We start from the raw sequence: 16011 nt of genomic DNA, 5'->3' as shown, positions 1-16011 counted from the left end.
TTCGACGAGACCGGCGGCGAGAGTTCCTGGCTCCCGGGGTTCGCACCCCGGTGACAGTGGCGGGACCGCGCCGGACTTGCACCGGCTTCCTCTTCTGCCGCCGTACATGGCCCCGGCAGTCCACCACGGTCCCGGAAGGGCCGTCAACTTGCCGTTGACCTGCGAGGGGAGAGTGTGGAGAACCCCACATCCCGTGCGTGCCGGGCGCCTCGGCGGACACACGTCCGCCCTGCCGGTCCCGCGGTGGGGCGGGCCGGGCAGGGCGGGCGGGGAGGTGGGGCCGGTTCAGGCCACGATGAGGTTGATGCCGTACGCCACCGCCGCGGCGCAGGCCGCGAAGCACACGTACGCGCCGGTGACCGCGAGGGCGGCCGAGCCGCCCTGGGCCGTGGCCCGCTCGCGGCGCGAGAGGCCCATGATGCCGAGGGTGAACAGGGCCACGAGGCCCACGGTGACCACGAGGCTGACGCCGAAGACGGAGCCGAGGGCCGCCCAGTCGATCTTCATGCTGCTGCTTCCTTGAGTGGGGGAGTGCCTGGCCGGCCGGTGCTCAGACCGCGGCCGGGGGAGCGGCGGGCTCGGGCGTCGCCGCGACGGGGGCCGGCGCGGGGGCCGCGATGGTGGCCGACAGGCCGTCGGCCGCCGGGACGGACGCGGGGGGCGGGGTCACCACGGCGATCGCGGTGGTCACCACGCCGGGCGGTTCCTCGACCTCGTTGACGTTGCTGTGGTCGACGACCTCGCGGCGCGACACCTTCCAGATCGCGGCGCTGGAGGCGACCAGGAAGACGGCCACGACCGCGGTGCCCCAGTCGCCGAAGCCGGTGACGTACTCGGCGAGCGCGCCCACCAGGGCGGCGGCCGGCAGGGTCAGGCCCCAGGCCACGAACATGCGGGTCGCGGTGGACCAGCGGACCACGCCGCCCTTGCGGCCGAGGCCCGCGCCCATCACGGAGCCGGAGACCGAGTGCGTGGTGGACAGCGAGAAGCCCAGGTGCGAGGAGGCCAGGATGACCGTCGCGGCGCTGGTCTGGGCGGCGAAGCCCTGCTGCGGCTGGAGGTCGGTCAGGCCCTTGCCCATGGTGCGGATGATGCGCCAGCCGCCGAGGTAGGTGCCGAGCGCGATGGCCAGGCCGGCGGAGAGGATCACCCAGGTGGGAGGGTCGGAGTCGGGGGCGACGACGCCGCCGGCGACCAGGGCGAGGGTGATGATGCCCATCGTCTTCTGGGCGTCGTTGGTGCCGTGCGCCAGGGAGACCAGGCCGGCGGAGGCGATCTGGCCGACGCGGTAGCCCTTCTCGGCCGCCTTGCCGTCGGCCTTCCTGCCCAGGGTGTAGGACAGGCGGGTCGCGAACATCGCGGCGACGCCCGCCACGATCGGGGCCGCGACCGCCGGGAGCAGCACCTTGGTGACCAGGACGTCACCGTGCACCGCGCCCGTGCCGGCGGAGGCGATGGTGGCGCCGATCAGACCGCCCATGAGGGCGTGGGAGGAGCTGGAGGGCAGGCCCACCAGCCAGGTCAGCAGGTTCCAGAGGATCGCGCCGACCAGGGCGGCGAAGATGACCTCGGGACGGATGCCGGTCTCGTCGACCAGACCCTTGGAGATGGTGTTGGCCACCTCGACGGAGAGGAAGGCGCCGACAAGGTTCAGCACGGCGGACATGGCCACCGCGACCTTGGGCTTGAGTGCACCGGTGGAGATGGTCGTCGCCATCGCGTTCGCGGTGTCGTGGAAACCGTTCGTGAAATCGAACGCGAGTGCGGTTACCACCACAATCGCGAGGATCAGCGAGAAGCTTTCCATTTACCCAGGCAATCGTTCGAAGTCATTGGCGGGTCGAACGTAAGTAACCAGGGTGAACGGAAGGTGAACTGGGACGGGCGCCGGAGTGTCGGAAAGCGAGGACCGCCGCTCCGCTCGATCCGGGGCGGAGGCGGCGGCCCGGACACCGCACGGCCGGCGGACGCGGGCGGCCCTTCGCGGGCGGACCGGGAGGCCGGAAAAGAGATTCCGGTCACTCTCCTCCGACCGGTCGTGACCAGGCCTTTTCCACGGCGTGATCCGGCCCTCCGCACCGGGACCGCCCCCGGCGACCGGCCCCGGCTGGCAGGATCACGGCATGACCGACGAACAGCGGGATGCGGGGGCCGGGCGGGGCGCCCGGGAGGGCGCACAGGAGGCACGGGGGCGTGCGGGGGAGGTGCCGGGGAGCGCGGGGAGCGCGGAGGGCGCGGAAGGCCCGGAGGGCGTTCGGGAAGCGGAGGCGCGGGCCTGGGAGGCGCTCGTCGCCACCGCGCGCCGCACCGTCGCCGACGGCCTCGTCGTCGGCACCTCCGGCAACGTCTCCGTCCGCGTGGGCGACACCGTGCTGGTCACGCCCTCGGGCGTGCCCTACGACCGGCTCTCCCCGGACGACCTCACCGCCGTCGACCTCGACGGACGGCAGGTGCGCGGCACCCTCGTCCCGACCAGCGAGCTGCCCATGCACCTCACGGTCTACCGGCACACCGACGCCCGCGCCGTCGTGCACACCCACGCCGTGCACGCCACCGCCGTCTCGCTGCTCGTCCCCGAGCTGCCGCTGGTGCACTACATGGCCGCCGCGCTCGGCGGACCCGTCCAGGTCGCCCCCTACGCGACCTACGGCACCGAGGAGTTGGCCGAGAACATGCGGCGCGCCCTCGCCGACCGCACCGGCTGCCTGCTCCAGAACCACGGCACCATCACCTACGGCGCCACCCTCGACCAGGCCTACGACCGCACCGCCCAGCTGGAGTGGATGTGCCGGCTGTGGCTGACCGCCGCGTCCGTGCCCGGCCGCACCCCGCACCTGCTGACCGAGGAACAGCTCACCCGGACGGCGGAGAAGCTGCGGGGGTACGGGCAGCCGGGTTGAGCGGTCGGCGGACTGTGGGTCGGGGGCGCCGCTTTCCGTGCGGCCGCCACACACCGCAGGCCGGGAAGGCCGCTTTCCGCGTCGCCGACGGCGCGCTTGCCGGCCGCCGTCACTCCCCGCCCGCCTCCCACTGGCCGGTGAACCGTTCCGCCGGGACACTGGACGGGTGCGCACTGTCAGAGCGACGGCCGCTGCCGTCACCGCCGTGATGGGTGCCGGGGCCGCCGCCGTGGTCGCCGGCCGGCTCGCCAGCGACGCGGCGCTCAAGGCGCCCGCCGGCCGACCACTGCCCACCGAACCCCGGCTCACCGTGCACGCCACGGCCGCCGGCCGGATCGCCCTCACCCGGGACCTCGCGGCCCTGCGCCCCGGCACCTACGGCCTCGCCGGGGACGGCTCGCACGCGGTCGTCGGGCAGGTCCTCACCGCCGCCGACCACGCCGCCGACACGGTCGTACGGCGCCTCGAACGCGTCACCCACGGGAGCCTCGAACCCGGCGACAAGGTGTGGCTCACCCCCAACCTGTACGTCGGCGACCCGCGCGCGGCCCTCGGCCTGGACCACGCCGACGTCGACGTCCCCGGCGAACTCGGCCCGCTGCCCGCCTGGTTCGTGCCCGCCGCCCGCGACACCTGGGTCATCGCCGTGCACGGCCTGGGCACCACCCGCGAACACGCCATGAACCTCATGCAGTTCCTGCACCGACTGCGCCTCCCCGTGCTCGCCCTCGCCTACCGCGGCGACCTCGGCGCGCCCCGGCCCCCGGACGGCCTCAACCACCTCGGCGACAGCGAGTGGCGCGACCTCGACGCGGCGGTCCGGTACGCCGTGCGCTACGGCGCCCGCCGCATCGTCGTGCTCGGCTGGTCCACCGGCGCCACGATGGCGCTGCGCGCCGTCGCGCACTCGGCCGTCGGGGACCGCATCTCCGGGCTCGTCCTGGACTCGCCGGTGCTCAGCTGGGAGGCGACGCTGCGCGCCCTGGCCACGGCCCGGCGCACCCCGGGCGCGCTGCTGCCGCTCGCGGTCCGCGCCGCACAGGGCCGCGCCGGGCTGCACGCCGACCGCACCGACGACGGCGCCGGCCCCGGCCGGCTCACGGTGCCGACCCTGATCTTCCACGGCCCCGGCGACACGGTCGCGCCCTGGGCCTACTCCCGCCGCCTCGCCGACCGCCACCCCGGCCTCGTCGCCCTGCGCACCGTCGCGCAGGCCCCGCACGCCGCGATGTGGAACGCCGACCCGGCCGCCTACGAGGAGGCCCTGCGCCGCTTCCTGACCCCGCTCATGTGACACCGTCCCCGGGGCGCGGCGACGCGGCCGTACCAAGCCGGTCACCCTCATTCCGCTTATGTCCCCGCGCGGTCCCCTCCCGGCCCTTCCGCCGACGCTCACACCCCTGGCCGGTTCCCGCCTTCCACCACCTTTCCCGGCCGCCTCCGTTGGCCATCCCCGTCGCCCCCCGTGACATTCCGTTTGGGTTTTCGGACCGTCAACCGGAAGACTGCACCCGTGACGTCCCGTATCCCGCGCGACTCCAGGCTTCGACTCGTCCGACCGCGACCCCTGGCCGCCGCCCCCAGAGCTGTGAACCAGCGGCGCCCCCGCCGCCGCGCACCCCGCCCGCCCGAGGGCACGCCGGCCCCCTCGGAGCTGGCCGGAATGGCACGCTCGGGATTGGCGGGCGCGGTCCGCGTCGCCCGCTGGGCCGACTCCGCCCTCGGCCCCGGCCGGGCCGGCGCCACCGCCGACGGCAAGGCCACTCTCTCCGAGGCGACCGCCGAACGGGCCGCCCGGGAGCTCGGCCTGACCGTCGCTCAGGTCCGTGCCGACTGGGACACCGCCCGCCTGGCCGGCCTCGTCGAGGTGCACGGCGACAGCGCCCGCCCCGGCTGGCGGCTGCGCGCCTGGGACCGCGACGACAGTGCCGTGCTGCGCGGCTGGGTGGCCCTCTTCGACGCCTGGTCGCTCGCCCATCCGGAACCGGCCGACCACGAGCCCTCCGCCGTCGCCGAGGTCGTCTCGGCCATGCCCCAGGTGCTCTCCTTCCTCCAGCTGTCCGCCGGCCCCGTCCCCGTCGACCAGCTCCTGGACCTGCTCCGCCAGCGGGTCACGGAACTCCGCACGGAACGCTGCGAGGTCCCGTACGGGCCCCAGCCCGTCCCGACGACGCCCGACGGGCCGACGGGGCAGGCCGGGCCCGTGGACGCGTCCGCCGGGCCGACCGGTGCGGCGCCGACCGCGGACGGCACCGCCGTGCCGACCGTGCCCGCGCAGCGGCCGGGCACCGCGCCCGCCGCGACGGCCGGTGCGACGCCCTCCGCCGGCGCGTCCGCCGGACCGCTCGACGGCACCGCCCTGGCCCCGGCCGCCGGCGCCGAAGCGGTCGCCTCCGCCGCCGCCGACCCGGCGGAGGCCGTGGGCGAGGCCGAGCTGGCGCCGCTGCTGGACTGGGCGCTGCGTGCGCTCGCCTCCGTCGGCGCCCTGACCTACGGCGACGGCCAGGCCACGCTCACGCCGCTGGGCAGCTGGGCGGTCTGGGTCAAGCTGGAGCAGATCTGCGTCGCCGCGCAGAGCCCCGCCGGCAACATCGAGCAGTCGGCCGAGGACATGCTGCGCGGCTGCGCCCAGCTGCGCCCCAACGCCGCCCGCGCCGAGTACCGCGCCTGGCTCGCCGCCCGCCCCGTCGGCAGCGCCGTCACCGAGCTGCTCGAGGCCGCCCGCGGCGACGACGCCCTGCTGCGCGGCCTCGCCTTCGAGGCGCTGCGCGTCGTCGGCGCCCCCGCCGAGCCCGACGTCCGCGCCGTCGTCGACGAGCCGGCGCTGCGGCCGTACGCCCTGCTGTGGCTGGCCGAGCACGACGGGGTCGACCCGGAGGACGCCCACGAGGTGCTCACCCGCGAGGAGGCCACCTGGCTGTGGGTGGACACGGCCGCCGCGGTCGCCGACCACGGGGAGGCGCCGATGCTGGTGCGGCACCTGGAGTCCGCGCTCCAGCCGACCGTCCCCGCACTGCTCGACGAGGTCCGCGCCGTCGGCCACCCGCGCACCGTGCAGGTCCTGGTCGCCCTCGCCGCCGCCCACCCGGACCCGGCCCTGGCGAAGGCCGTACGCCGGGCGGCGTTCCAGGTCCACACGGGAGGCTGACCCGCCCGGGCCCAGGCTGACCCGCCCGGGCCCAGGCCGACCCGCCCGGGCCCAGGCCGACCCGCCCGGGCCCAGGCCGACCCGACCTCGTGCGCCCCGGGCCCGGCCGACCCGATCTCGGGCGCCCGGGATCCCGGATCTCGGATCCCCGGGCCCCAGGCGGCCCCGGGTCCCGGAGTGCCGGTCAGGCCTCAGCGCAGGGCCGGCCAGGGCCTCTCAGGCACCGGTGCGGGGCCGGGGAACGTTCGGGCGACACGCGGTCTACGCGATCGACGCGGCGCCGGCGCCCCCTGGTCACTGCGGCCGGGGCCGGGTAACAGCGCGGTGAGCTGCCTCCGGCACCGGGGTGCGGCCCGCGGTCCGCTGTTCGGGCCCCGACACGCACCGGCGCACCCGCTCCGCCCGGGCACCGCCCGATCCCACCCCGGCCCGGCACCGCCCGTCGCCCCGGCACCACCCCCAGGCCCGCCCCGGCGGCACCCCCGCGCCTCAGCCTCAGCCCGGTATCTCCGGCGCATACGTCCCGAAGCTCCACACATTGCCCTCGGCGTCCCGCGCCATGTAGTCCCGCGAGCCGTAGTCCTGGTCCGTCGGGGGCATCAGGATCTCCGCGCCGTGCTCCACCGCCTGGCGGTGGTGGGCGTCGACGTCGTCCACCACGACGTACACCCCCGTCGTGCCCGCGTCCTTCATCGCCGCGTCGAAGACGCCGCCGCGGCCCTTGGAGCCGAGCATCACCACGCCGTTGCCCTGCGCCAGCTCGGCGTGCAGCACCGAGCCGTCCTCGCCCTCGTACACCGCCAGCTCCGTGAACCCGAAGGCCTCCGTGAGCTGCCGGATCGCCGCCTTGGCGTCCGCGTACAGCAGCGTCGGGAAGACGCTCGGACGTCCGCCGCTCATGCCCGCCATGCCGATCACTCCCTTGTGACCACCGCCGTTCCGGGGGCCGGATCCCGACCCACAGCCAGCATCGCAGCCACCACTGACAACGGCCCGCGGCCGGCGGACCCGCCCCTCACCGGAACGTGTCGCACCGCCCCATGTCCCCGCTGCGGTACCCCGTGTCGAACCACTGCTGCCGCTGCTCCGCCGACCCGTGCGTCCACGTCTCCGGCGTCACCCGGCCCTGGAACCGCTCCTGGATCCGGTCGTCGCCCACGGCCGCCGCCGCGTCCAGCCCGTCACGGATGTCGGCGTCGGTGAGGCTGCTGATCAGGGGCCGCCCGGTCGACTCGTCCGGCGTCGTCGTCGCGTGCCGCGCCCACACCCCGGCGTAGCAGTCGGCCTGCAGCTCCACGCTCACCGAGCCGCTGCCCGTGCCCGTCCGCCCGTCCTGCGCGCGCCCGAGCGTGCCCGTCAGGTCCTGCACATGGTGGCCGTACTCGTGCGCCACCACGTACGCCTGCGCGAACGGGCCCCCGCTCGCCCCGAACGTCGTCCGCAGCTCCTCGAAGAAGTCCAGGTCCAGATAGACCTTCCGGTCCCCGGGGCAGTAGAACGGCCCCACCGCCGAGGTCGCCGTCCCGCACGCCGTCCCCACCCGCTGACTGAAGAAGACCGTAAGGGAGCGGCCGTAACTCCCGCCGCGCCGCGCCAACTCCGCGTCCCAGAAGTCCTGCACGCTGTTGACCACGGCGACCATGCGGCAGTCGTCCCGCGTGTTCGCGTCCCGCCCGCTGTGGCAGCTCTGCCGCACCTCGGCGAACGAGGACGCGGCCGGGGCCGGCTGATCGCCGGAGGACAGCCCGAGCTGGTCCGGGCCGACGCCGAGGAACAGGCCGAGCAGCAGCGCGATCAGCCCCACGACGCCACCGCCGACGGTGGCCCGCCCACCCGGGATCCGGCTGCCGCGCACATCCTGCACCTCGGAGGTGTCCAGACGGGCGTCGTCGTCGAACTGCACCGGTCACCACCCTCTGCGCACGGAATCCTTCGGGGCATCCTCGCCCGCCCGTCCGCCCCCGGCGCCGTGCGCACGGCCGAACGGGCGAACGGGCGAACGGTCGCGACCGCTACCGGATGCCCGGAGCGAGACGAACCGAACACCCGGACACAGAAAAAGTGGTTGCATCGCACCGTTAGACTGGCCGCATGGCCATTCTCCTCGCGCATTAGACAGCGGGTACGACCTCAGCCGCCCACCCGCCCATTCCATTCGCCCTGGAGTCTGTCCGTGATCTCCGCCTCCGGTATCGAGCTGCGTGCCGGTGCCCGCATCCTCATCGAGAACGCCAGTTTCCGCGTCGCCAAGGGCGACCGCATCGGCCTGGTCGGCCGCAACGGCGCCGGCAAGACCACCCTCACCAAGTGCCTGGCCGGTGAGGGCATCCCCGCGGCCGGCACCATCACCCGCTCCGGCGAGGTCGGCTACCTCCCGCAGGACCCCCGCACCGGCGACCTCGACGTCCTCGCTCGCGACCGCATCCTCTCCGCGCGCGGCCTGGACGTCCTGATCCGCAAGATGCGCGAGAACGAGCAGCGCATCGCGGGCGGCCAGGGCGCCACCCGCGAGAAGGCCCTCAAGCAGTACGAGCGCCAGGAGACGGAGTTCCTCACCAAGGGCGGGTACGCCGCCGAGGCCGAGGCCGCCACCATCGCGGCCGCGCTCAACCTGCCCGACCGGGTGCTCGGCCAGCCCCTGCACACGCTCTCCGGCGGTCAGCGCCGCCGCGTCGAGCTGGCCCGGATCCTCTTCTCCGACGCCGACACCCTGCTGCTGGACGAGCCGACCAACCACCTCGACGCCGACTCGATCATCTGGCTGCGCGACTACCTCAAGACCTACCGCGGCGGCTTCATCGTGATCTCCCACGACGTCGACCTGGTCGAGACGGTCGTCAACAAGGTGTTCTACCTGGACGCCAACCGCGCCCAGATCGACATCTACAACATGGGCTGGAAGCTCTACCAGCAGCAGCGCGAGGCCGACGAGAAGCGCCGCAAGCGCGAGCGCGCCAACGCCGAGAAGAAGGCCGCCGCGCTCAACGCGCAGGCCGACAAGATGCGCGCCAAGGCCACCAAGACGGTCGCCGCGCAGAACATGGCCCGCCGCGCCGAGAAGCTCCTGTCCGGTCTGGAGGAGGTCCGCCAGAAGGACAAGGTCGCCAAGCTGCGCTTCCCGGAGCCCGCGCCCTGCGGCAAGACCCCGCTGATGGCCGAGGGCCTGTCGAAGTCGTACGGCTCCCTGGAGATCTTCACCGACGTCGACCTGGCGATCGACAAGGGCTCCCGGGTCGTCATCCTCGGCCTCAACGGCGCCGGCAAGACGACCCTGCTCCGCCTCCTCGCGGGCGTGGAGCAGCCCGACACCGGCGCGGTCGTCCCCGGCCACGGCCTCAAGCTCGGCTACTACGCGCAGGAGCACGAGACCCTCGACCCGGACCGCACGGTCCTGGAGAACATGCGCTCCGCCGCGCCCGACATGGACCTCGTCGAGGTCCGCAAGGTGCTCGGCTCGTTCCTGTTCTCCGGCGACGACGTCGACAAGCCGGCCGGGGTCCTCTCCGGCGGCGAGAAGACGCGGCTGGCGCTGGCGACCCTGGTGGTCTCCTCGGCGAACGTGCTGCTCCTGGACGAGCCCACCAACAACCTCGACCCGGCCAGCCGCGAGGAGATCCTCGGCGCGCTGCGCACCTACACGGGCGCGGTCGTCCTGGTCACCCACGACGAGGGCGCCGTCGAGGCGCTGCAGCCGGAGCGGATCATCCTGCTGCCGGACGGCGTCGAGGACCTGTGGGGCGCGGACTACGCAGATCTCGTCGCCCTGGCTTGATCGAATGGATGATCGCCCGCGTATGGATCATTCGGCCCATCGGTGATCCATCATCTGTGTGAGATCTCCTCGTACCGAGGTGTGTCCTACATTCACCTTCCGGCCGAGCCCTTGTCTCCCAAGGGCTCGGCCGTCCCGCATCCCTGACCTGGCACTTCGCGGAAGAACCCGTTCGGCCGTACGGACACCCGTGTCAGGAATCACAAGTTCCGCTTGTGGGGACGCGCTCCTGTCGTCAAAACCCTCTCGCACCGACCTTGCCGAATGGGTGGCCATCGGGCCGGGAAGGGGTGATCATGAGGGGACCAGAGCGCACTTCCCATGAGGAGGCACGGGTGGCCGAGACTCTGAAGAAGGGCAGCCGGGTGACCGGCGCCGCGCGCGACAAGCTCGCGGCAGACCTGAAGAAGAAGTACGACGCCGGTGCGAGCATCCGGGCGTTGGCCGAGGAGACCGGCCGCTCGTACGGATTCGTGCACCGGATGCTCAGTGAGTCGGGCGTCACGCTCCGAGGGCGTGGCGGGGCGACACGGGGCAAAAAGGCCCAGACGGCCTGACACCCCGGGCGGCCCATCGGCTTCGATGGTGGCCACCCGGTCGGTGTCCTCCGCGGTCCTTCAGGGGCCCGGTGGGACGCCGTACCGACCGGGTGGTTACTGTGCAGTCACTTAGCTGACCGCACCCACCGGAGGCGCACATGGCTTCGCCCGCCCAGCCCGACACGGAACAACACCTCGTTCCCCTGCTCGACAAGGACGGCGTACGGCTCACCGTCGACGACGCGATCGCCACGGTGACGCTGACCAACCCGGCCAAGCGCAACGCGCAGAGCCCCGCCCTGTGGCGGGCGCTCACCGAGGCCGGGCGGCTGCTGCCGGGCTCCGTCCGTGTGGTCGTGCTGCGCGGTGAGGGCAAGTCCTTCTCCGCCGGCCTCGACCGGCAGATGTTCACGCCCGAGGGGATCGAGGGCGAGCCGTCGTTCGTCGACCTCGCGCGCAGCAGCGACGCCGACCTGGACGCGGCGATCGCCTCCTTCCAGGAGGCCTTCACCTGGTGGCGGCGCAGCGACATCGTCTCCATCGCCGCCGTGCAGGGCCATGCGATCGGGGCGGGCTTCCAGCTCGCCCTCGCCTGCGACCTGCGCGTCGTCGCCGACGACGTGCAGTTCGCCATGCGCGAGACCAGCCTCGGCCTCGTACCCGACCTCACGGGCACGCACCCGCTGGTGGGCCTCGTCGGTTACGCCCGCGCGCTGGAGATCTGCGCGACCGGGCGCTTCGTCCTGGCCGAGGAGGCGGTGAACTCCGGCCTGGCCAACCTCGCCGTGCCCGTCGACCAGCTCGACGCGGCCGTCACCGACCTGGCCGCGGCCCTGCTGTCCGCTCCGCGCGACGCCGTCATCGAGACCAAGGCCCTGCTGCGCGGCGCCGTGGACCGCACCTACGACGAACAGCGCGCCGCCGAACGCCAGGCCCAGGCCCGCCGCCTGCGCGACCTGGCGGGCCTCGGCGACTGACGCCCCGCGTCCCGGGCGGCCCGGCCGGTCCGGCGACCGGCCGACGCCCGTGACCGGCCGACGCCCGTGACCGGCCGACGCCCGTGACCGGCCGCGATCAGCTGAGGCCCGGGTCCGGCCGACGCCCGGTGACCGGCCGCGATCGGGGGAATGGCCGGGATCGGGTGAAAGGCCGGGGTCGGCGGTGACAGGCCGGGCCGGCGTGATCGTCGGGCCCGGGGGTCAGCTCACCGACGTCACCAGGACCGCCACCGTCGGACGGTCCTCCAGGGCCTCCGTCACCGCCGCGCGCACCGCCCGGGCCACGTCCACGGCCCGGTGGTCCCCGGCGACGGCGAGCTCCACCCGGACATGCCGGCGCGGCAGGGCGGCGACCGGGTGCGGACCCTCGCCGACATGGACCGCCCGGCCCAGGAACCCGGTCAGCCCGGTCACCCCCGGCACGGCGAGCGCCGCCCGCCGGACCCGGGCCTCGTAGCTGTCAGCACCCTCGGCAGCGGCCTCGGAGCCCGCGCCGCCCTCGGTGCTCCCTGCCTCGCTGCCGCCGGTGCCCTCAGCGCCCGGCCCCGACTCGGCGGTCCGCACCAGTTCCGCCACGGCCTCCGCCACCTCTTCCGCCTGCGGCGCCGCAGGCGGCCCCGATTGCGCCTCCGCGCCGGACTGCGGCCTCGGCCCCCGCGCCGCCTCCGGCCCAGGTGCCGCGCTCGGCCCGGGCGCTGCCTGCCCCGGCCCCGGCCCCGCCACCGGTCCTGGCGCTGCCGGCCCCGGCCCCGCCACCGCCGGGCCTGGCGCCGCCGGACCCGGTGTAGCCGCCTGCCCCCGCCCCGCCACCGCCGGCCCTGGCGCCGCCGACCCCGGCCCCGCCACCGCGCTCGACCCCGGCCCCGCCACCGGTCCTGGCGCCGTCGACCCCGGCCCCGCCACCCCGCTCGGAGCCGTCACCGCTCCCGCCTCCGGCCCCGCCACCCCGCTCGGCTCCTGCTCGGTCTCCAGCAGGTCCGTGACCCGTAGGTCGACCTCCGTGACCGCCAGGCCCAGGTGTTCCGCCGCCCGGGTGAGTGTCACCCGGACGCGGGACGCCGTCAGCGGCAGCGGCTCGGCCGCCGTCGCCGCGAGGTCCGCCGAGACCCGCAGCGCGCCCGGCGGCAGTGCGCTCGGCGGGGGCGGTACGGCGGGCTCGGCCGCCGTCTCCGGATGCGCGAGGGCGAGGCGTACGCGGCCAAGGCGCACGCCGGGCAGCCCGGCCGCGGCCCGCCGCAGCACCGTCTCGGCCGCGTTCTCGGCGAGCCAGGCGCCGTCACCCGGACCGCCCAATGCCACCAGCCTGCCCAGCCCCAGCTGGTGCCGTACCTGCTGTGTCCACCGCTGTGCCGTCATTGCTCCAGCCTGCCGCATCTCGGGCGCGGGATCGCGTAACCCCACTTACGGTGGTCGAAGGACGACACGTGGTCGAACGACGACGACCGAAGGGACGTACGGCGATGACCGACATGACGGCCGGTGGGCGGACCAGCACCGCCGAAGGCGACAACGACGGTCCGGACACCTCCGGAACCCGCAAGACCCAGACGACCCGGCGCGGCGGCGGCGACCCCGGCAGCCGAGGGCGGACCACCATCGCGGACGGGGTCGTGGAGAAGATCGCCGGGCTCGCCGCCCGCGACGTCCCCGGCGTGCACGCCATGGGCAGCGGCATCTCCCGCACCTTCGGCGCCGTGCGCGACCGCGTCCCCGGCGGCTCCAAGTCCGTCACGCGCGGCGTGAAGGCGGAGGTCGGCGAGGTGCAGACCGCGCTCGACCTGGAGATCGTCGTCGAGTACGGCGTGTCGATCTCCGAGGTCTCCCGTGACGTACGGGAGAACGTGATCGCGGCCGTCGAGCGGATGACCGGGCTCGAGGTGGTCGAGGTCAACATCGCGGTGAGCGACGTGAAGCTGCCCGAGGAAGAGGAAGAGGAGCCGGAGCCCCGGATCCAGTGAGCCCGGTGCGACGAGCTGAGGGGAGTGCACCATGAGCATGGCCGTGGTCGGCATGATTGCGGGGATGGCGCTGGCCTTCGCCGGGTACTTCGGCGGATTCGGTGCGTTCCTGCTGGTGGCGGCCCTGGGCGCCGTCGGGTTCGTGGTCGGCCGGTTCCTCGACGGGGACATGGAGCTGGGCGACTTCTTCCGCACGCGTGACGACCGGCGGCGGTGACGCCCGTGACCAGTGGGTCCGCCCAGCTCCGTAGACCCCTGGCCGCCGTCCCGCCGGCCGAGCGGGGTGCGACGCGGATCGCCGACCGGGTGGTGGCGAAGATCGCCGCGCAGGCGGCCCGCGAGGCGGTGGGACCGCTGCCGGCGGACGCCTCGCGCCCGCACGCCACCGTGGTCGTGCGCCACGGCACCGCACGGCTGCGGGTCCATCTGGAACTCGACTACCCGACCGACGTCGGCGCCCGCTGCCACGCGGTGCGTCGCCATGTCACCGAGCGGGTGGGCGCGTTGACGGGCATGGACGTCCCCGAGGTCGCCGTGCAGGTCGAACGCCTGCACCCGGCGGCCCCGTACGGCGCGGCACACGGGAGGACGCGATGAGCGAACCCCGCACCGGCGACGACGGTGAGGGCATCACCCAGCGGCTGCCGGTCCTGGAGAAGGACACCGGCGACGGGACCGCCCCGGCCCCCTCCGCCACGGCCTACGACCCGTCCGCCGCCGGCGGCGAGGACGGCGACGGCGGTCACGGCGACGGCGGACGCGGTGGCCGGGCCGGCCGCTTCTGGTCCGCCCGCCGGGTCCCCGCCGGCATCGTCGCCCTCCTCGGCCTCGCCGTGGCGGGCGTCTTCCTCTACGACATCGCGGCCGTCCGCGCCGGCCGGCCACCGATGCGGTGGCGCCGCAGCCTCGCCCGCGAGCTGGCCGAACGACCGCTCGACGACACGTGGGTGCTGGCCGGCGCCGCCCTCGCCGCGGCCCTCGGCCTGTGGCTGCTCGTGCTGGCCCTCACGCCCGGGCTGCGCAAGGTGCTGCCGATGCGGCGCACCCACCCCGACGTCCGCGCGGGACTGCACCGCGACGCCGCCGCCCTGGTCCTGCGCGACCGGGCCATGGAGGTGGCCGGCGTCCAGGCGGCGCGGGTGCGCATGGGCCGCGCCCGGGCCGACGTACGGGTGGTGGCGCACTTCCGTGAACTGGACGACGTACGCGCCGATCTGGACCAGGTGCTCGCCGACGCGGCCCGCGGACTCGGACTGAGCCGTCCGCCGCGGCTGTCGGTGCACGTCCGGCGGCCCGGCAAGAAGGGGTGAGACGAGGTGCTCAGGACCGTCAACCGGGTGCTGATCGGGGTCGTCGGGCTGGTGCTCCTCGCGCTGGGCGGGGCGGTCCTCGCCGTCGGGCTGGGCGCCTCGCCGCCCTCCTGGTGGATCCACGGCGGCCCGCACGACGTGCTGCTCAGCCGGGCCGAGCGCACCCGCTGGCGGGACGAGGGCTGGTGGTGGCCGGTGGTCATCGCCGTGCTCGCCGTCCTCGTCCTGCTCGCGCTGTGGTGGCTGACCGCCGTCCTGCGCCGCCACCGGCTCGCCGAGATCCTCGTCGACACGGGCGACGGCGCGGGCGCCCAGCTGCGCGGGCGGGCGCTGGAGTCCGCCCTCGCGGACGAGGCGGGCACCCTGGACGGTGTGGAGCGCGCCCGCGTACGGCTCACCGGCCGCCGCAGCGCGCCCGAGACCCGGGTACGGCTGCGGCTGGAGCCGCACGTCGACCCCGGCACCGCCCTGCACGGCCTGACCACCGAGGCCCTGGCGCACGCCCGCGGCTCGGCGGGCCTCGCGGCATTGCCGACGGAGGTCCGCCTGAGAGCCGCCAAGCACCGGGCGAAAAGGGTCAGTTGAGGGCCTCACCCCGGTAAGGGCAAGCCCTGGGGAAGGGGCGCGGCCTCAGAAGCCGTGCCGCATGCCGCCGTCCACCGGAAGCATGATCCCGGTCAGATACGACGCGGCCGGCGACAGCAGGAACGCCGCCGTCCGCCCGAACTCCTGCGGCGTCCCGTACCGGCGCAGCGGGATCCGCGACTCGTTGGCCGCCCGCGTCGCCTCCGGGTCCGCCGACAGCGCGTCCAGCTCGCGGACCCGGTCGGTGTCGATCCGGGCCGGCAGCAGACCCACCACCCGGATGCCGCGCGGCCCCAGCTCGTCGGCGAGCGACTTGGCGAAGCCGGCGAGCCCCGGCCGCAGCCCGTTGGAGATGGTCAGCCCCGGGATCGGCTCGTGCACCGAGCCCGACAGCACGAACCCGATGACACCGCCCTCCGCCAGTTCGGCGGCGGCCGTCCGGGCGAGCCGCACCGCGCCGAGGAACACCGACTCGAACGCGCTCTGCCACTGCTCGTCCGAGTTGTCCGCGACGAAGCCGGGCGGCGGACCACCCACGCTCACGAGGATGCCGTCGAAGCCGCCGAAGTGCTCCCGCGCCGCGGCGACGAGCCGCGCCGGGGCCTCGGGATCGGCGTTGTCGATCGCCACGCCCACCGCGTTCGGGCCCAGTTCGGCCGCCGCCTCCGCGGCCCGCTTCTCGTCCCGTCCGGTGACGACCACCTTCGCGCCGTCGGCGACGAGCTCGCGCGCGGCGGCGTTGCCGAGCCCGCGCGTGGCGCCGGTGACGACGTACACCCGGTCCTTCAGTCCAAGATCCAT

17 protein-coding genes and 1 riboswitch are annotated in these 16011 nt (G+C 74.9%); of the genes, 11 read left to right on the top strand and 6 right to left on the bottom strand.

The window, feature by feature from the left end:
- Window position 1: 1 nt before the first annotated feature.
- A riboswitch (cobalamin riboswitch) is annotated at window positions 2-140 on the bottom strand.
- Between the two features lie 145 nt (window positions 141-285).
- Window positions 286-507 carry a hypothetical protein gene (locus IE308_RS33680; RefSeq protein ID WP_110627263.1) on the bottom strand — a complete coding sequence of 74 codons (222 nt, stop codon included), beginning with the start codon at window positions 505-507 and terminating at the stop codon, window positions 286-288.
- Between the two features lie 43 nt (window positions 508-550).
- Window positions 551-1807, bottom strand: a complete 1257-nt coding sequence (locus IE308_RS33675) for an inorganic phosphate transporter (RefSeq protein ID WP_110627262.1) — start codon at window positions 1805-1807, stop codon at window positions 551-553.
- A 316-nt stretch (window positions 1808-2123) separates the two neighbouring features.
- Between IE308_RS33675 and IE308_RS33670 the strand changes: the two genes are divergently transcribed.
- The 3 genes from IE308_RS33670 (at window position 2124) to IE308_RS33660 (ending at window position 6048) form a co-directional block, all read left to right on the top strand.
- Entirely contained in the window at window positions 2124-2900 is a 777-nt protein-coding gene (locus IE308_RS33670) for a class II aldolase/adducin family protein (RefSeq protein WP_190220795.1), read from the top strand.
- Window positions 2901-3066: 166 nt separating this feature from the next.
- Window positions 3067-4194 (top strand): alpha/beta hydrolase, encoded by a 1128-nt coding sequence (locus IE308_RS33665; protein ID WP_190220794.1) that lies wholly within the window; start codon window positions 3067-3069, stop codon window positions 4192-4194.
- 219 nt (window positions 4195-4413) lie between these two features.
- Window positions 4414-6048 (top strand): hypothetical protein, encoded by a 1635-nt coding sequence (locus IE308_RS33660; protein WP_190220793.1) that lies wholly within the window; start codon window positions 4414-4416, stop codon window positions 6046-6048.
- A gap of 495 nt (window positions 6049-6543) precedes the next feature.
- On the opposite strand, the gene IE308_RS33655 is transcribed toward IE308_RS33660, so the two are convergent.
- The gene (locus IE308_RS33655) at window positions 6544-6957 is read right to left on the bottom strand and encodes a VOC family protein (protein WP_190220792.1); all 414 of its coding nucleotides are present in this window, start codon (window positions 6955-6957) and stop codon (window positions 6544-6546) included.
- A gap of 106 nt (window positions 6958-7063) precedes the next feature.
- Window positions 7064-7951: a KPN_02809 family neutral zinc metallopeptidase gene (gene ypfJ / locus IE308_RS33650; RefSeq protein ID WP_190220791.1), complete on the bottom strand. Its 888-nt coding sequence runs from the start codon at window positions 7949-7951 to the stop codon at window positions 7064-7066.
- 270 nt (window positions 7952-8221) lie between these two features.
- On the opposite strand from ypfJ, the gene IE308_RS33645 reads away from it, so the two are divergent.
- The 3 genes from IE308_RS33645 (at window position 8222) to IE308_RS33635 (ending at window position 11336) form a co-directional block, all read left to right on the top strand.
- Window positions 8222-9820 carry an ABC-F family ATP-binding cassette domain-containing protein gene (locus IE308_RS33645; protein WP_190220790.1) on the top strand — a complete coding sequence of 533 codons (1599 nt, stop codon included), beginning with the start codon at window positions 8222-8224 and terminating at the stop codon, window positions 9818-9820.
- A 335-nt stretch (window positions 9821-10155) separates the two neighbouring features.
- Complete coding sequence (locus IE308_RS33640) at window positions 10156-10377, top strand: helix-turn-helix domain-containing protein (protein ID WP_190220789.1); 222 nt, start codon at window positions 10156-10158, stop codon at window positions 10375-10377.
- Between the two features lie 140 nt (window positions 10378-10517).
- Window positions 10518-11336, top strand: a complete 819-nt coding sequence (locus tag IE308_RS33635) for an enoyl-CoA hydratase/isomerase family protein (RefSeq protein ID WP_190220788.1) — start codon at window positions 10518-10520, stop codon at window positions 11334-11336.
- 222 nt (window positions 11337-11558) lie between these two features.
- Here IE308_RS33635 and IE308_RS37520 read toward each other — a convergent pair whose 3' ends face one another.
- Window positions 11559-12713 carry a hypothetical protein gene (locus tag IE308_RS37520; RefSeq protein WP_190220787.1) on the bottom strand — a complete coding sequence of 385 codons (1155 nt, stop codon included), beginning with the start codon at window positions 12711-12713 and terminating at the stop codon, window positions 11559-11561.
- Window positions 12714-12817: 104 nt separating this feature from the next.
- Between IE308_RS37520 and IE308_RS33625 the strand changes: the two genes are divergently transcribed.
- Genes IE308_RS33625 through amaP form a run of 5 tightly spaced genes read left to right on the top strand, consistent with a single transcriptional unit; the run spans window position 12818 to window position 15210 of the window.
- Window positions 12818-13315 carry an Asp23/Gls24 family envelope stress response protein gene (locus IE308_RS33625; protein ID WP_162655465.1) on the top strand — a complete coding sequence of 166 codons (498 nt, stop codon included), beginning with the start codon at window positions 12818-12820 and terminating at the stop codon, window positions 13313-13315.
- 31 nt (window positions 13316-13346) lie between these two features.
- Window positions 13347-13532, top strand: a complete 186-nt coding sequence (locus tag IE308_RS33620; RefSeq protein ID WP_110627255.1) for a hypothetical protein — start codon at window positions 13347-13349, stop codon at window positions 13530-13532.
- Window positions 13529-13912: an Asp23/Gls24 family envelope stress response protein gene (locus IE308_RS33615; RefSeq protein ID WP_110627254.1), complete on the top strand. Its 384-nt coding sequence runs from the start codon at window positions 13529-13531 to the stop codon at window positions 13910-13912. The genes IE308_RS33620 and IE308_RS33615 overlap by 4 nt, the downstream gene beginning before the upstream one ends.
- Window positions 13909-14625 (top strand): DUF6286 domain-containing protein, encoded by a 717-nt coding sequence (locus IE308_RS33610; protein WP_110627253.1) that lies wholly within the window; start codon window positions 13909-13911, stop codon window positions 14623-14625. The genes IE308_RS33615 and IE308_RS33610 overlap by 4 nt, the downstream gene beginning before the upstream one ends.
- A 6-nt stretch (window positions 14626-14631) precedes the next feature.
- Entirely contained in the window at window positions 14632-15210 is a 579-nt protein-coding gene (amaP, locus tag IE308_RS33605; RefSeq protein WP_190220786.1) for an alkaline shock response membrane anchor protein AmaP, read from the top strand.
- Between the two features lie 45 nt (window positions 15211-15255).
- Here amaP and IE308_RS33600 read toward each other — a convergent pair whose 3' ends face one another.
- Window positions 15256-16011: an SDR family oxidoreductase gene (locus IE308_RS33600; RefSeq protein ID WP_190220785.1), complete on the bottom strand. Its 756-nt coding sequence runs from the start codon at window positions 16009-16011 to the stop codon at window positions 15256-15258.

The organism is Streptomyces griseosporeus (assembly GCF_014656055.1).
Classification (GTDB): domain Bacteria; phylum Actinomycetota; class Actinomycetes; order Streptomycetales; family Streptomycetaceae; genus Streptomyces; species Streptomyces griseosporeus.
This window is presented reverse-complemented; position numbering and strand designations above follow the sequence as displayed.

Excerpts from the sequence above, each read along its gene's own strand:
- IE308_RS33625 (WP_162655465.1), top strand. The coding sequence starts at position 12,818 with ATGACCGACATGACGGCCGGTGGGCGGACCAGCACCGCCGAAGGCGAC.
- IE308_RS33620 (WP_110627255.1), top strand. The coding sequence starts at position 13,347 with ATGAGCATGGCCGTGGTCGGCATGATTGCGGGGATGGCGCTGGCCTTC.
- IE308_RS37520 (WP_190220787.1), bottom strand. The coding sequence starts at position 12,713 with ATGACGGCACAGCGGTGGACACAGCAGGTACGGCACCAGCTGGGGCTG.
- IE308_RS33675 (WP_110627262.1), bottom strand. The coding sequence starts at position 1,807 with ATGGAAAGCTTCTCGCTGATCCTCGCGATTGTGGTGGTAACCGCACTC.
- IE308_RS33670 (WP_190220795.1), top strand. The coding sequence starts at position 2,124 with ATGACCGACGAACAGCGGGATGCGGGGGCCGGGCGGGGCGCCCGGGAG.
- IE308_RS33635 (WP_190220788.1), top strand. The coding sequence starts at position 10,518 with ATGGCTTCGCCCGCCCAGCCCGACACGGAACAACACCTCGTTCCCCTG.
- IE308_RS33655 (WP_190220792.1), bottom strand. The coding sequence starts at position 6,957 with ATGGCGGGCATGAGCGGCGGACGTCCGAGCGTCTTCCCGACGCTGCTG.
- IE308_RS33610 (WP_110627253.1), top strand. The coding sequence starts at position 13,909 with ATGAGCGAACCCCGCACCGGCGACGACGGTGAGGGCATCACCCAGCGG.
- IE308_RS33600 (WP_190220785.1), bottom strand. The coding sequence starts at position 16,011 with ATGGATCTTGGACTGAAGGACCGGGTGTACGTCGTCACCGGCGCCACG.
- IE308_RS33680 (WP_110627263.1), bottom strand. The coding sequence starts at position 507 with ATGAAGATCGACTGGGCGGCCCTCGGCTCCGTCTTCGGCGTCAGCCTC.